Raw genomic sequence first — 15,335 nt, 5'->3', positions numbered from 1 at the left:
ATATGAAAAGATTAATATTCCCTGCTGCAATAGCTGCAGTTTTTGCTTTAGCAGTTCTTGTAAAAACCAACCAATCTTCTGAAGAAGCTTATTTGTCAAATATTTCAAAGCACAACCGATATAAACTGGATGGTCCTGAAAAGTCTGCTTTCAGGGATGCGCTAATGACAATGAATCCTGTTACGGGTGAAATACCAACGAGAAACATTAAAGAAACAATTCGGGGCAGAAAATCAGCAAGAGGCGCAGCTAACAGAGACTTTCAGTGGACTCAGGTAGATACTGAGATTGCAGGAAGAGCCAGGGCTATTATGATAGACCCGAATAACTCAGATAAACTATGGCTCGGGGCGGTCACAGGGGGATTATGGTATAACCCCAACTTTAGAAATAATGCAGATTGGATTCCTGTCTCTGACGACTGGGAAAGCCTTTCTATAAACAGTATTGTATCAGATCCCAATAACTCTCAGGTGTTTTATGTAGGAACCGGGGAGTCCTTTACATCTGTAAATATCTACCGGGAATCGACTTCTTCTGGAGTTGGAATTTACAAATCAACTGATGGAGGAGGTACATGGTCGCTGCTATCCTCAACATCCGACTTCCAATACGTAAATGATATTGTTGTCAGGGATGAAGATGGGACTAGTGTAGTTTATGCAGGTGTAGCATCTGGTATATATCAGGGAAGTGTTTTTGGATCTTCCCCATCTGATGGCCTTTACCGATCTACGGATGGCGGTAGCTCATGGACTCAGGTGTTGCCTAATATTGTAGGCTCTTCAGTGCCGTATACTGTCAGCGATATTGAGCTTGTACCCAATGGCGATTTGTATGTTGGTACTATGAGAAACCTGGAATTAAAAGGAGGAGGAGTCATCCTTTCTTCTTCAGACGGGGTAAACTGGGATGTTGAAGACAGATTTGCGGTAAATATCACAGATGAATTGTTGACCAATTATGGTTTGGAGGCACACCCCGGAAGAATGAGGATTACTTCCGGCGGAGACATGGTATATGCTGTTGGAACCGCTGGGTGGCTTAACAACTTTGATCAAATCAGGGACTGGGGAGGAGCAACAAGAATGATGTATAAAGACGGGGCTTCAGACTGGGTTGATTTGGATGGCCCACCATCAAACTGGGCTTCTATTCCATGGCATGCGCTTGCATTTAGCGTTGATCCATCGGATGACAATCACCTGGTGGTTGGTGGACTAGATGTTCACGCACTATCCAATGCCCGGGAAGCTGGATCCCTTAGCTGGGTTCGTTTAAGTGACTGGGCGTCTATGTACTATTTTTCTGACTATCTGATCCCCTACTATGGACTAAGTAATATTGATAGCGTTAAGAAACACTTCGTTCACGCAGATGTTCATTCACTTTTATTCACAGGTTCTTCTGACGAATTAGTTGTAAGCACAGATGGAGGGGTTCAATATACTTCTGATCTTACTAAAGGTTTTGCCACACTCGAGGGAGCACGATTGAACACCTATCCAACTTTCGGCCATATCAACAATTCATTAGCGACCACCCAATATTATACCATTGCCCTCCATCCTGAGAAAGGAAATATGGAAGTACTTGCAGGATCGCAAGACAACAGCACCCATACCACAGAAAGCGGTAGCATTACTTATAGCAGCATGATAGGAGGAGGAGATGGTGCCTATTGTTTTTTTGATAGTGATGACCCAGACCTTCGCATTACTTCCTCCCAATCAAATGCTTATAATGTTTGGGTTGGTAATTCAGGTTATTTCTATGGTCTAAATTCAGGGACTTTTATTAACCCTGGTGCATATGATGACCGCTCTAACCTTTTGTATGTAAACATGGCTGTTGATGGTGGATATGAAGCACTGAACACAGGACTTGAGGGAAGATTTTTAGACACACTTGGGATTATCAATGTGAATGAGCCGCTTGGTAAAGACATGCTTGGCCTACAAGCGCGTGATACTATCAAGCTTGGTACAAACAGCACAGTAGCTTTTTCTGCATTCAAAATTTCACCATATGATGACCAACTGGATGCTACCATGATATTGGGGAATCAGCTGGGGGATGTCTACAAGATAACTGGGCTTCCATATTCACCAACAGCAACAAAAATCGACGATGATCAACTGCCTGTTGGCTATATCTCGGGAGTCGATATAGGATCTTCCAACGATGAGATTTTAGTAAGCTTTTCCAACTATGGAGTGACCTCTGTATGGTATACAAACGATGGAGGAACAACCTGGCAAAATATTGAGCGCGATTTACCAGATATTCCCGTGCGTGATGCGAAGTTCAACCCTTATGATAGCGATAAAGTGCTCATAGCAACTGAGCTTGGTGTTTGGGGATTGGAGAGTATTGAAATAGAAGAAGAAGGCTGGAAGTCTTACAACGATGGGCTTCCGAATGTCCGGGTTGATATGATGCAAATAAGAAAATCTGATAGTGTCATTGCATTAGCCACTCATGGTCGGGGTGTGTTTACCGGAAAGTTTAATCAAGGAACAGTTGTGAAGCCAGTAGCAAATATTGATGTTATTGATAAAGTTTATAAAATCAATGAACCTATAGAGTTTGATGGTTCAGCCTCATTATTGCCGGAAGCAGAAGTTACCTATTTGTGGGATTTTGGAGATGGAAACACAGCCGAGGAGGTAAATGTCACACATTCTTTTGAAGAGTCCGGTCTTTTTAACGTAACGCTTACGGTAACCAGCGGTAGCTATACTGATTCCGAAACAAAGGTGATCATGGTAGAGCCACTTGGTCTGGAAAGGCCGAGCTTAAATGTTTATCCAAACCCGACATTCGGTACAATCACTTTTGATTTTGAGGTAACAGAAGCTGAGGTATATTCCCTTGGTGGAAATCGGCTTATGCGGATCAAAATTGTCAATAGTCAGCTGGACCTATCCGCACTTCAAAAGGGAATATATTTCATTCATTCAAAATCAACATCAGGCGAATTACACACATTCAAAATCGTCAAAAAATAGCGGTTAGCAAAAACACTTAATCGCGGTAACTTTGCCCTTGCAAACAGATACAGAGGATGATTGAGAAACTCGAGGAAATAAAGCACCGCTTTGAAGAGGTGGGTCAGCTTATTGTTCAGCCGGACATTGTTACGGATATGGAGAAGTACGGCACGCTGAACAAGGAATATAAAGACCTTGAAAAAATTGTTGTTAAGTACAAGGCTTACACTCAAGCCAAAAGCAACATGAAAAATGCCAAGGAGGTGTTGAGTACTGAAAAAGATCCCGAGTTTCGTGAAATGGCAAAAGCAGAAATTGATGAGTTGGAGCCACAAATAGAATCCCTGGAGGAAGAACTCAAATTCATGCTCATCCCGAAAGATCAGAATGACAGTAAAAATGTCATTTTAGAAATCCGTGCCGGAACAGGTGGTGATGAAGCATCCATCTTTGCAGGAGATCTTTTTAGAATGTACAAGTCGTACGCCGAAGATCAGAAGTGGAGTTTTTCGGTGCTTAACTTCAACGAAGGAAGTGCCGGAGGATACAAAGAAATTGTCGCTTCCGTAGAGGGTGAGGATGTTTATGCCAAGTTAAAGTTTGAATCCGGTGTTCATCGAGTTCAACGAGTGCCTGCTACTGAATCGCAAGGAAGAGTACATACATCGGCAGCTACAGTAGCCGTACTACCGGAAGCTGAGGAGGTAGATGTTGAGTTGAATATGGGGGATATTCGAAAAGACACGTTTCGGGCATCCGGTGCGGGAGGCCAGCACATCAACAAAACAGAATCAGCTGTACGATTAACTCATGCTCCGTCAGGGTTGGTAGTAGAATGCCAGGACGGAAGATCCCAGCATGCCAACTATGACAAAGCGTTGAAAGTATTACGCTCTCGTCTTTATGAAATTGAGCTACAAAAACATAATGCAGAAATCAGTAGCCAGCGAAAAAGTATGGTGGGTTCGGGAGATAGATCGGACAAAATCAGAACCTATAATTATCCACAGGGAAGGGTAACCGATCACCGAATAGGGCTATCGGTTTTCAATTTGCCAAATGTCATGAATGGGGATATCGATGAATTTATCGAGCAGCTGCGAATAGCAGAAAATGCGGAGATAATGAAAGAAGAGGCAGAGTAGCCCGTTTATATCATCAAATGAGAAGCTTTCTCTTAATTCTACTTTCAATGTTAATCTGGGCTGGTTGCTCGCCCGATGAAGAGTCCGTTTCGTTCGATCCGGGTTTGACGTTGGTATTCAGCAATGACAGTGTGTCTTTTGATACACTACTTTCTGAAAGGCGAAGTAGCACCAGAAGACTCACCATCTACAACCCTAATGAACAGGCCATCCAACTTTCCGAAATCACCCTGGGAAAGCGATCAACCTCTGATTATCAGGTCATCATCAACGGGAGAAGGGAAAACCGACTTCTCAACGAAAAAATACTAGGCGGAGACAGCATCATGATTTTGGTGGAGGTCAAGGTAAAAGAGCGTGGTGAAGACCTTCCCTATCTGGTAAAAGACTCCATAATTTTCAGATGGAACACCAATGAAGAACATGTGAAATTGATTGCCTACGGGCAAGATGGTAACACGATTGGAAACGAAAGTATTTGCAATGAAACATGGACAAAGAGCCGACCTTATATAATTTCTGATACCCTGCTAGTTTCCAGTGGTTGCCAATTGACCATTCAGGAGGGAACAAAGATTTATTTTGAAAATGATGCAATCATGTTTGTGCAGGGTACCCTAAAAGCTATTGGAGATTCTGCAAACCATATCATTTTTAGAAATGCACGCTTTGATGGCATTTATGATCAGGTACCGGGACAGTGGAACGGGATTTACTTCCTGGAGGGAAGTGTGGACAATGAGGTTGCGTTTGCTGATATTTTCAACGGACAGGTTGGTTTGCGGGTGGGAACACCGGATGATGATGACAGGCCTGATGTTGTGGTGTCCAATACGGAAATCTACAATATGAGTCTTGCTGGTATGCTTGCTTTTACATCAGATATTGAAGTAACAAACACACTAATTTACAACTGTGGTAACTACATATTTGGAGGTTTTGCCGGAGGGAATTATAGCCTTACACATTGCACCTTTTCAAATGAACCAGCACTATTTGTTCAGGATCAGCCAACCGTTCAGTTTTCAGATAACATTGTTATTGGCGAAAATGAATTGCTAACGGCAGACCTCTCAGTAGAAATGACAAACTGCATAGTTTGGGGAACAGCAGATGAAGAGCTTTTAATCAATAATGGTGGTGGAGCTAATATTTCACTTTCACTCATCTCAAACATTATTCGCTCTGGGCAGGAAATTACTAACAATTTCACTTCGCAGGAGTTTAATTTTCCTGGCTTTGTGGATGCATTTTCTAATGATTACCAGCTCGACACCCTGGCTTTTGCAAAAGACAAAGGTGCTGAGAAGGGAGTGCTAATTGATCTTCCTGGAAATGACAGGGATGAGAATCCTGATATAGGAGCTTTTGAGCGCATCGAAAAACAATAACCAACCATCTAATCACCCCACTCTTTTCGTTTATTTATTGTTATCTTTTGAGAATATCTTCTGGGGGTGAGGAAGGCAACTTACATATTAAGCATTTTATTTTCCCTATGTCTATCAGGACAAAGCGATAGCCTTATTGAGATTGTGGAATCTTCAGAAGGAAATGAGAAAGTAGATGCATTACATAATGTTATTCTGGATACCTGGCTGAATTATCCTGAAAAAGCCATGCAATATGGAGAAGATGCTTTCACCCTCGCTCAGGAAATTGGAGACTCAATACTTATTTCTAAATCTTTAAGGCTAATTGCTGGTGTGTATTACTACAAAGGTGATTACGATCAGTCATTGGAGTACAATCAAAAGGCACTGGCGCTCGCAACACTTTTGAAAGATTCCTCATTGATGAACAATGGGTACAACAACATCGGCTTGCTTTATTATAATCTGGGGAGTTATCAAATTGCCCTGGAGTATCTCTTGCGTGCCAAGGCGATGAAAGAGAAAATTGGTGAGGAATATGGAATGGCAACAACACTTAACAATATAGGACTCATATTTGATCGCCTTGGCGAATATGATGAGGCTAGAATATATTTTAACCAGGCGTTTGGGGCAGCTACTGGAATAAACAAAAAAGATGATCAGGTTTATGCCCTCAACAATGTTGGACTTACTTACTTAAAGCAGAACAAGCTGGATGGTGCTTTGAGCCATTTCAGGAGAGGTCGGAAATTGGCCGAAGAGATAGAAAACATCAACTGGGGAGCAGTTTCCCTTAGGGGCATTGGTGGTGTACTTTTAGAGCGGGGTGATTATGATTCCGCTTATTACTATTTTCAGCGATCACTGGAAAACAGCAAAATCATTGATGATAAAAAGGGAATCGCTGAAGCAAATTATTTTCTTGCGCAGCATGCTATGAAGTCTGGAAACTATAGCCAGGCCCTCGACTTTCTCGATTCAGGTGATGAAAAAGCAAAACAAATGCAGCTGCGACAACAACAGCTGGAGAATTTGAAGCTTTATGCTTCCATTTATGAAAATACGGGGAACACCAAGCTGGAGAATGAATATCTCAAAAAATACATAAACCTACGAGACTCTCTTTTTCTGGATGTTGTGTCGCGCAACCTTAATTTGATACCACTGAAATTAAAGGAAGAGGAAGACCGGTTTAAGCTGTCAGAGCAGCAGGTTCAGATTCGGAATCAGGTAATTACAAACCAGTTGTTTACTTTGATCATTATCATCACAGTTCCATTGCTGATCGTGATGATTATTTTATTACGGAAAAACGATAAAAAGAATAAGGAGCTACAGCAAAATAACGAGGAGTTAAAACGAACCCAAAAGCTTTTGATCACTTCTGAAAAAATGGCCTCACTTGGAGTGCTGGCCGCTGGGGTGGGGCATGAGATAAACAATCCTTTAAATTTTATTAAGAACGGCATTGAAGCACTTTCAAAAAAGCTCGAAGACAACAGGGATGAGGAATTAAGATCCTACTTCAAAATAGTAAATGAAGGTGTGGATCGGGCAACTAATATTGTGAAAAGCCTGAGCCACTTTAGCAGGAAAGGACCCGATATCGATGAGCGATGCAATATTCATGAGATCATAGAAAACTGCTTGTTGATCCTACACAGTAAAATCCGAAACAGAATCAGGATAATCACCAATTTCACTAGTCAGGGATCGGTCTTAAAAGGAAACGAGGGTCGCCTTCACCAGGCCATGATGAACATTATAGCCAATGCAGAGCAGGCTATAAAGACAGAAGGAACGATAGAAATCACTACACGCAAAAAAGGCGATATGATGGAGATCTGGATTGAGGACGATGGTGAAGGAATCCCTGAAGAAAACCTAATGAAAATCAGCGACCCTTTCTTTACCACAAAAGCTCCGGGCGAAGGAACTGGGCTGGGCTTATTCATCACATTTTCAATCATAGAAGAACACAATGGGCATATTGACGTAAAATCAAGCCCTCAGGGTGGCACTAAATTTATAATTCAGCTACCTTTATAAAATGAGTGAGAAACCGGCAATATTATACATTGACGATGAAGAGGCGAATCTGCTACTTTTTAAGATAGCGTTTGAGGGATCACGAGACGTTCTGGTAGCCAATTCACCGGAAGAGGGATTGCGAACGTTGGAAGAAAACAGAAATCGGATACGCGCAGTAATCAGCGACATGCACATGCCTAAAATGAATGGAGTTCAGTTTATTGAAAAAGCTCAGGAACAAATAAATGACATTCCGTATTTTATTTTAAGTGGATACGCTTTCAATGATGAAATAGACCAGGCACTCAAGGAAAATAAGATTCAAAAGTTTTTCACTAAACCTTTTGATCGGTCAGAGATTGAGCATCACCTGAACGGAGCAGCTTAACCTCCGTCTTCTTCTTCCGGTTTTCCTAGAATTTCTTCTTTTTTATCCTTGATGCTCTCCGCAGCTTCCTCAAGGTTTAACCTCGCCTTTAATCGATTCAGGATTCCCAGCCCTATAGATACCGCACGGTCACTAAAGGTCGGCTCTTCATCTTGTTTAGGCGGAGCTATGCTTTTTTTAGCAGCAATTAGATACTTGCTAGTCGATGTTGAATCCACCACAATGCGCTGACCTGACGCAACACCTGAAACAGCCAGAATGAAAAGAAAAGTGGTGATTAGTTTATTCCTCAATGCAACGAAGTATTTTCGATGTTCATCAATATTAGTGTAAACAGGGAATATTGGAAAGGATTTGCAAAAACTGTGAAACAAAACTTGACAAAGGGTTTAAATACTGCCCCAACTGTGGTCAGGAGCATAAGGACAAAGTGGTGCACTTCAAGCAGTTTATACTTGATTTCCTTGGCGACTATTTCACTTTTGACTCACTTATTATTCGAAGCGTTCGACCATTAATTTTCAAACCGGGATTTCTTACAAATGAATTTATAGCCGGAAGAAGAGTCAAGTACATCCCACCATTACGGATGTTTATTTTCATCAGTATCATTTTCTTCCTGATACTTGGGCCTGTAGAGCAAACCATAGAAGTAGAAAAAACAGAGGAGGCGGAATTTTTGGATGCTTATTTCAGTGTGTGGTTCCCTCGGTTATTCTTTTTACTACTACCTCTCTTTGCATTATTTCTTTATGTTCTCTTTAGAAAGCCCGGAAGGTTTTATTTGACCCACTTTATTTTCTCAGTTCATTACCACGCTTTTATTTTCATTCTCCTAACTATCATGGTTATCCTAATCGACCATATTTTTCCAACCAGTGTTTTTCTAAGCCAGTGGTCTTTTATGATAACCGTCTTTCTTCTTCAATTGTATTTGCTCTTTGCTTTACGAAGCGTGTATGAGCAAAGGTGGATCACCACTTTTTTCAAACTTGTCATTCTGAACATCATGTATGTGATATCAGCCATGATCATCTTTAGTGGGGTGGGTGCATTGATCTTTTATTTGTGAGTTGATTTAAAAAACCAGGCTCCCGTAGTAATGTTCAACAATAGTTACAGTGGCATTATGAACGAAATGAGCCACCACTCCATAAATAATTGTTGCATGTTTTTTTCTAATGTATCCCAGAATAAGTCCAAATGGAAATAGCCAGAAAAGACTTAAAAGCGAAAAATGAACAAGGGCAAATAGAAATGCAGACCCCCAAATAGCAGAATTCACACCAACAATATTTTTGAAATTATCAAATAAAAAGCCACGGAAAGCAAGTTCTTCAAAAAGAGCTGGAAACAATGCAATGATTATGAGTGAATAAATCAAGGGCGCATCTGTATCCAAAAACAAATCTTTATAGCTTATAAATATTTGCCCTTCGAAGAGGACGCTATTCAAAGAGTCAACCAAATAACCTATCACTATTCCGGAAAGACAAAAAACCGGAATAATCCATAAAAAAGGTTTCAAGCTGACCGACTTGAAGACACTTTTCCACACACTAGGTTGTGACACAGCAAACACAATATCTATTACTGCAAAACCAATAGTTATTGCGACAACTGACTCAAGGGTTGTGTCAATCATAGCATTAATCACAAGTGCGATTACAATCAATACAGAATATTGCGCAAGCCTTTTTAGGTTGATATCAAACTTATTATTTGCCTGAACCTTTTGCTTAAAAAGCTCTAAGTTTTTTGAACCACAGCTACCACAAAATTTGTAGCCTGGTGTTTGTTCAGCCTGACAATTGTGGCAATGAATTATTTCAACCTCTTCCATTTTGAATGCCCATTTCAGCTAACTGCTCACTATATTTCTTAGCATCTCTAGCAGAGTTTATTCCCTTAATGAAAACACCAATAATGACTATTTTAAGTAGCAAGCCTTGAAAAATAGTATTGGGATCAAAGATGCCAGACAGGACAAGGAGAAAAATGTAAAACCCAAAAGCAGACATTACTCCAATTAATGGTTGCTTGTTCACCCAAATTGAACACCCAGTAAAAACCAAAGCAGTTATTAAGAAACCTAACCCATCAGCGAAGGTTAAGTCAGAGTCCATAAAAAAGATAAAAACAACGCCTAAGACAAGGTTTAGACCAGCAAGGATATAAAGCATGGTTTTAACACCTCTAACTTTCTTCTCTGCATCCTTCACCACATCCTGTTTTAGCTTAACTCGATAGTGAAACTTGTTTTTCTCATCATCGATCCCTCGTTCAGGGAATCCACAGTTGGCACAAAAACTATCAGAATCTGCGATAGTCGATTTACAATTTGAACAGGTTAAGCTTTCTTGATTCATAAATAAAAAGGTTAGGTTAAGTTGAATCTGCGTTAGGTGAGATAAGTCTTGATTTCAATATTAAACTAATCGATAAAAAATGTAAAAATAAGTCGATGAAATAGTCAAAAAACTTGATTGAAATAGAGGATCAACAATGAGAGTATTTTTTGAGTAACTTGAGATAATGTCTACTCAAACGGAGCACCATTACCCCCTCAACTGCCCCACCGGGAGATGGACTATGTTCTCAACGATTCTTGCAACCAGCATGGCATTTATTGACGGTTCAGCCCTTAATGTAATCCTCCCTTCTCTTCAGCAAGATCTGGAGGCGGATGGAGTAGACCTCTTCTGGGTGCTAAATAGCTACCTGTTGATGCTTGCGGCCTTAATCATTGTGGGAGGAAGTCTTGGGGACAAATTAGGCCGTGTAAAAGTCTTCAAATTCGGAATACTAGTATTCACGATCGGTTCTGCTTTATGTGGGTTATCACAGGACATCACCCAGCTTATAGCTTTTAGAACCATACAAGGGATAGGTGGAGCATTCATGATTCCCGGGAGTCTTTCCATTATTTCCGCAGTATTCAGCAAAGAGGAAAAAGGAAAAGCGATTGGCACATGGTCGGCAGCTACTACCATCGTAACGATTTGCGGACCTGTGCTTGGCGGAGCATTAGCTGACGCTGGTCTTTGGCGGCTTATTTTCTTTATCAATTTACCGCTTGGATTATTGTCTATCATTGCCTTGCAGCTTAAAGTCCCTGAAAGCAAGCAACCGAAAGTATCTGCTATTGATTGGTGGGGAGCGGTATTACTCGTGCTCAGTTTATCGGCATTGACTTTCGGCTTTCTGGAAATGCCGGAGCTTGGGTATCAGCATTGGGTGGTTATCACGAGCTTAATTCTGGGTACATTTTTTATGGCCCTGTTCGTCATTGTGGAGAGAAAAGTAGATGAGCCAATGGTGCCGTTGACCATGTTTAAAAACCTTACGTTTTCGGGAGTTAATCTCTTAAGCTTTTTCTTATACGCAGGAATGGGAGCGGTTATGCTGTTCCTTTCGCTTAACATTATTCAGGTACAAGGCTATTCTCAGCTTCAGGCAGGTCTCACTTTTCTTCCTTTCTCAATTATAATGGTACTTGCCGCAAGAAAAATGGGCGAGCTGACCAGCAAGTACGGAGCAAGACGCTTCCTGATCCTTGGTCCAACAGTTACAGGCCTGGGCTGTGTGTGGTTTGCTTTCATAGGTATGACGGATGGGCCTTCAGCCTATTGGACAACTTACTTTCCGCCGTTTCTTGTTTTCGCACTTGGTGTGTCAATTACTGTGGTGCCATTGACGACCGCTGTGATGGCTTGTGTAGATGATAGTAAAAGCGGGATAGCTTCAGGGATTAACAATAGTGTGACCAGGATATCGGGAACGATTATCAATGCTATTTTGGGGGCCATAGTAATTCTGATTTTTGGAAGTTTTGTTCAAGAGTCTTTGCAGGGAATGCAGGTTTCAGCAAGCATTACCAATGAGGTTATGGATGAGGCCACTAAGCTAGGTGAAGCTGTAGCCTCAAAAGACTATAGCAAAGAACTTCAGGCTTCAGTGAACCGAATTTTTGATCTGTCGTTCATTAATGTTTATCAAATTGTCTGCTGGATAAGTGCGGGGCTCGCATTTTTATCGGCGGCCATTGCCTATTTTATGGTGGAGGGAAAGAAAGTATAACATGGCTCGAAGACAACTCAGCGCAATTATGTTCACCGATCTGGCCGGTTACACAGCCATGATGCAGGAAGATGAGTTTAACGCGAAGGGGGTTAGAGATCAGCATCGTCAAATCTTGGAAAAAGAAATTAAAGGTCACGATGGACAAATTCTTCAATATTATGGGGATGGAGCTCTTTCCATTTTTAGTAGTACCATTTCAGCGGCGAATTCAGCACTGTCTATTCAGCTTTCTTCCATTCAAAACAAAATCCCTCTCAGGGTGGGAATCCATGCTGGAGATGTAGTGGTAGAAGATGAAGGAGTTTATGGTGATGGAGTAAACATTGCTTCCAGGATCGAATCATTTTCTGTGCCGGGATCAGTTATGATTTCAGATAAGGTGTTTGATGACATTAAAAACCATCAGGCTTTCCGCCCCTTACTCATGGGTGAGTTTGAGTTGAAGAATGTGCTGAAGCCGGTTGAGGTGTATGCGCTAACCAATGAGGGGCTAGTTGTGCCACAACGAACAGATCTCAAAGGAAAAGTAAAGGAGCGAATCAAAAGCATTGCGGTTCTGCCTTTCATCAATCGAAGTGCAGACCCTGAAAATGAATATTTCAGTGACGGGATTACCGAAGAAATCATTACAGCACTGGCCAAAGTGGAAGAGTTGAGGGTTATCTCAAGGACCTCATCCTTTTCCTTTAAGGGGAAGCAAATGGATGTTCGTGAAATCGGGAAGCAGGTAGAAGTTCAATCTATTTTGGACGGAAGTGTAAGAAAATCCGGGAATCGTGTGAGAATAGTGGCCCAGCTTAGCAGCACGTTTGATGGGTATCAACTGTGGACCGAAACCTATGATCGTACCCTGGAAGATATTTTTGAAGTCCAAGATGAGATATCCTTGAAAATCGCTCAGCAGCTAAAAGAGCGATTGTCCAAAAAAGGACTGGAAGATCACGACAAAACTAAGGCCATCAACATTGAGGCATACAATGTGTACTTGCAGGGGCTCTTCTATTATAATAAGTGGACACCCATCAACGCACAAAAAGCAGTTGAATCATTTAATAAGGCAATTGAGCTCGAACCAGGATATGCACAAGCATATTCCGGACTGGCACTTTCTTACGGGTTGATGTCTTTTACTGGCTTCATGACCCCATCGGAAGGATACCGACTGACAGAGGAGGCAGCCAGGAAAACGTTAAACCTTGACCCCAAAAATGAAAATGGATATGTCTCGCTTGGTTTGATAGACCTTTTCGCAAAGTGGAATTTTGACAAGGGGAAAGAATATCTGGATAAAGCACTAGATATCAATCCTAAATCTCCCGAAGCAAACCAGGCAGCATCTTTATATTTTCTTGTGAAAAACGATTTAGAAAAGAGTCTGGAGGCAATTCAGAAGGCACGGGAAGTCGACCCACTCTCACTGATTACAAATCGAACCTTGGCAGATATCTATTACCTGAGAAGGGATTATGATATGGCGATTGAGGTATATGACTGGCTCCTTCAGCAGGATCCTGAGTTTAAGTCAGCATTGGATTTCAAAGCCTGGGCTCACCTGATGAAAGGGGATCATGAAACGGCTATTCAAATCTTTGAGTCTTTTCTGCAAGAGGAAACCGCTCATGCCATTAAGCCCTATGTACAATTAGGATATGCCTATGCCCTAAAAGGGGAAATGGAGCAAGCAACATTTTATCTTGAGCAATTGGAAGAGGATGCCCAAAACAGCCCACCGGAAACCAACTACCTCAATTTTGCCACGCTATATGCCGGACTTGGCAGAATAGAAGAATCGTTGAATTATCTGGAAAAAGTAGTTGAGCAGCGCCTTGGTTCCGTATTACTTATTCACCTCAGCCCAATCTGGGAGCCGCTTCATGAAAGCCCAAGGTTCAATAGCCTGCTCAAAAAAGTCGGATTAAATAATTTTTAAACCGACCTGTAACCTTCCTTCCATTTCCTTGTAACTTATCTGCATTACCAACACAACCTGGTTGAATTTGGAGACAACAGACGAACAATTAATGTCCCTGGTCAAGGCAGGACAGCTGGATTACCTGAATGAATTGTTTAGTCGCTATAGCAAGCGCATCTACAATTACTTTCTCAAGTCCACATTGGAACGAGCCGACAGTGACGACCTGACACAGGAGCTTTTCATCCGAGTGATGAAGTACAGAAACTCTTATAAAGAAGGGCATTCTGTTCAGTTCTGGATTTTTCAGATAGCCAGGAATATGATCAAGGATCATTTCAGAAAAATGAAAATCCACAAAGATCAATTCAACCCGGTGGAGGTGATACCGGAAAGGGAGGATGTTGGAGATGATGAGCTTTTCGAAAGAGAGAAGAAACTGCATCGGGCAATGAAAGAGTTGTCAGATGAAAAACGTGAACTGTTAGTGTTGAGCAAATTTCAGGGAATGAAATATGAGCAAATAGCCAAGATGCGGGATACAACAGTGAGTAACATAAAAGTACAGGTGCACCGCACCATTAAAGAATTGAAAGAAGCATACTTCCAATTAGAGGAAGTCTAACCGGCATGGCCGGAGCAAATTAAAGTTGATGAAAATGAAAATGACAGATGAACAACTGATAGCGCTGATTGAAGGTGAGCCCAATGAAGAATTGGAAGCGCAGCTTGCCAGCGATTCAAACTTGAAAAAGCGATATGATGAGTTGAAGGAAGTGGTTGAAGCCATGAGTACATCAGGAGATGTAGAAGTTCCATTTCATGTGCAGGCAGGCGTACTTTCAGCTATCGAAAAAGAGAAAAACAAAGTCTCCGGCAATCAGTCCTGGCTGCAGATAGCTGCTGCGGTGGCTTTACTTATCATAGGATTTGGAGCAGGAAAGTTCTCCGGCACGGACTCATCTAATGAGTTGATGGCGCTAAAAGATGAAGTACAATCACTCAAAGAAGTAACACTAACGAGCACATTGCAACGGTACTCAGCAAGTGAGCGAATCATGGCGGTCAATCAAATTGAGGAAAAAGGCACGGTTAATAAGCAGCTAGTTTCAACCCTGATCTCTACCCTCAATTCGGATGAAAGTCCAAACGTACGATATGCGGCTCTACAGGCTTTACAAAAGTTTATCAATAATGAAGATGTAAGAGCAGAGCTTGTAAAATCCCTTGAGGGACAAAATGATCCCCTCATTCAAATATCTATGATTACCATTTTGGTAGAGGCAGAAGAGCGAAGCGTCATAGCTCCTCTCAAGGATATAATCGAAAAAGAAGAAACAACACCTGAAGTAAAACAGCAGGCAGAAATTGCCATTCAGGTCTTGACATAAAAATACCGGTACTATT

The 15,335-nt window shown here is 41.5% G+C and carries 13 protein-coding genes; 10 read left to right on the top strand and 3 right to left on the bottom strand.

Annotated elements, in window-relative coordinates; genetic code table 11:
• Window positions 1–2: 2 nt before the first annotated feature.
• The 5 genes from RIC88_RS17385 to RIC88_RS17365 all read left to right on the top strand — a co-directional run bounded on the left by RIC88_RS17385 (window position 3) and on the right by RIC88_RS17365 (window position 7,933).
• Complete coding sequence (locus tag RIC88_RS17385) at window positions 3–3,011, top strand: PKD domain-containing protein (RefSeq protein ID WP_350218842.1); 3,009 nt, start codon at window positions 3–5, stop codon at window positions 3,009–3,011.
• A gap of 56 nt (window positions 3,012–3,067) precedes the next feature.
• Entirely contained in the window at window positions 3,068–4,138 is a 1,071-nt protein-coding gene (gene prfA, locus RIC88_RS17380) for a peptide chain release factor 1 (protein ID WP_350218841.1), read from the top strand.
• Window positions 4,139–4,155: 17 nt separating this feature from the next.
• A complete protein-coding gene (locus tag RIC88_RS17375; protein ID WP_350218840.1) occupies window positions 4,156–5,529 on the top strand; it encodes a right-handed parallel beta-helix repeat-containing protein in 1,374 nt (457 codons plus the stop codon).
• A gap of 66 nt (window positions 5,530–5,595) precedes the next feature.
• Window positions 5,596–7,563 carry a tetratricopeptide repeat-containing sensor histidine kinase gene (locus tag RIC88_RS17370; RefSeq protein WP_350218839.1) on the top strand — a complete coding sequence of 656 codons (1,968 nt, stop codon included), beginning with the start codon at window positions 5,596–5,598 and terminating at the stop codon, window positions 7,561–7,563.
• Window position 7,564: 1 nt separating this feature from the next.
• Window positions 7,565–7,933, top strand: coding sequence for a response regulator (locus RIC88_RS17365; RefSeq protein WP_350218838.1), 369 nt, complete (start codon window positions 7,565–7,567; stop codon window positions 7,931–7,933).
• Here the strand turns inward: RIC88_RS17365 and RIC88_RS17360 are convergent.
• A complete protein-coding gene (locus RIC88_RS17360) occupies window positions 7,930–8,226 on the bottom strand; it encodes a hypothetical protein (protein ID WP_350218837.1) in 297 nt (98 codons plus the stop codon). The genes RIC88_RS17365 and RIC88_RS17360 overlap by 4 nt on opposite strands.
• 50 nt (window positions 8,227–8,276) lie before the next feature.
• Here RIC88_RS17360 and RIC88_RS17355 point away from each other — a divergent pair, with 50 nt between their 5' ends.
• Window positions 8,277–9,005, top strand: coding sequence for a DUF3667 domain-containing protein (locus tag RIC88_RS17355; protein WP_350218836.1), 729 nt, complete (start codon window positions 8,277–8,279; stop codon window positions 9,003–9,005).
• Window positions 9,006–9,011: 6 nt separating this feature from the next.
• Here the strand turns inward: RIC88_RS17355 and RIC88_RS17350 are convergent, their stop codons facing one another.
• Window positions 9,012–9,776: a CPBP family glutamic-type intramembrane protease gene (locus RIC88_RS17350; protein ID WP_350218835.1), complete on the bottom strand. Its 765-nt coding sequence runs from the start codon at window positions 9,774–9,776 to the stop codon at window positions 9,012–9,014.
• Window positions 9,763–10,302: a zinc ribbon domain-containing protein gene (locus RIC88_RS17345; RefSeq protein ID WP_350218834.1), complete on the bottom strand. Its 540-nt coding sequence runs from the start codon at window positions 10,300–10,302 to the stop codon at window positions 9,763–9,765. The genes RIC88_RS17350 and RIC88_RS17345 overlap by 14 nt, the downstream gene beginning before the upstream one ends.
• Window positions 10,303–10,468: 166 nt before the next feature.
• Between RIC88_RS17345 and RIC88_RS17340 the strand changes: the two genes are divergently transcribed.
• From RIC88_RS17340 to RIC88_RS17325, 4 genes are all read left to right on the top strand, one after another.
• The gene (locus RIC88_RS17340) at window positions 10,469–12,013 is read left to right on the top strand and encodes an MFS transporter (RefSeq protein ID WP_350218833.1); all 1,545 of its coding nucleotides are present in this window, start codon (window positions 10,469–10,471) and stop codon (window positions 12,011–12,013) included.
• A gap of 1 nt (window position 12,014) precedes the next feature.
• Window positions 12,015–13,946, top strand: coding sequence for a TPR end-of-group domain-containing protein (locus RIC88_RS17335; RefSeq protein WP_350218832.1), 1,932 nt, complete (start codon window positions 12,015–12,017; stop codon window positions 13,944–13,946).
• Between the two features lie 67 nt (window positions 13,947–14,013).
• Entirely contained in the window at window positions 14,014–14,553 is a 540-nt protein-coding gene (locus RIC88_RS17330) for an RNA polymerase sigma factor (protein WP_350218831.1), read from the top strand.
• Window positions 14,554–14,587: 34 nt separating this feature from the next.
• A complete protein-coding gene (locus tag RIC88_RS17325) occupies window positions 14,588–15,319 on the top strand; it encodes a HEAT repeat domain-containing protein (protein ID WP_350218830.1) in 732 nt (243 codons plus the stop codon).
• Window positions 15,320–15,335: the final 16 nt, after the last annotated feature.

The organism is Ekhidna sp. (genome assembly GCF_040220215.1).
Taxonomy (GTDB): Bacteria; Bacteroidota; Bacteroidia; order Cytophagales; family Cyclobacteriaceae; genus Ekhidna.
Note: the sequence above shows the minus strand (reverse complement) of the source record. Positions and strands in the feature narration are given on the sequence as shown.

What these genes read in the sequence shown, in the direction of transcription:
- RIC88_RS17385 (WP_350218842.1), top strand. Translation starts at nt 3, where the DNA reads ATGAAAAGATTAATATTCCCTGCTGCAATAGCTGCAGTTTTTGCTTTA.
- prfA (WP_350218841.1), top strand. Translation starts at nt 3,068, where the DNA reads ATGATTGAGAAACTCGAGGAAATAAAGCACCGCTTTGAAGAGGTGGGT.
- RIC88_RS17375 (WP_350218840.1), top strand. Translation starts at nt 4,156, where the DNA reads ATGAGAAGCTTTCTCTTAATTCTACTTTCAATGTTAATCTGGGCTGGT.
- RIC88_RS17365 (WP_350218838.1), top strand. Translation starts at nt 7,565, where the DNA reads ATGAGTGAGAAACCGGCAATATTATACATTGACGATGAAGAGGCGAAT.
- RIC88_RS17350 (WP_350218835.1), bottom strand. Translation starts at nt 9,776, where the DNA reads ATGGAAGAGGTTGAAATAATTCATTGCCACAATTGTCAGGCTGAACAA.
- RIC88_RS17345 (WP_350218834.1), bottom strand. Translation starts at nt 10,302, where the DNA reads ATGAATCAAGAAAGCTTAACCTGTTCAAATTGTAAATCGACTATCGCA.
- RIC88_RS17340 (WP_350218833.1), top strand. Translation starts at nt 10,469, where the DNA reads ATGTCTACTCAAACGGAGCACCATTACCCCCTCAACTGCCCCACCGGG.
- RIC88_RS17335 (WP_350218832.1), top strand. Translation starts at nt 12,015, where the DNA reads ATGGCTCGAAGACAACTCAGCGCAATTATGTTCACCGATCTGGCCGGT.
- RIC88_RS17325 (WP_350218830.1), top strand. Translation starts at nt 14,588, where the DNA reads ATGAAAATGACAGATGAACAACTGATAGCGCTGATTGAAGGTGAGCCC.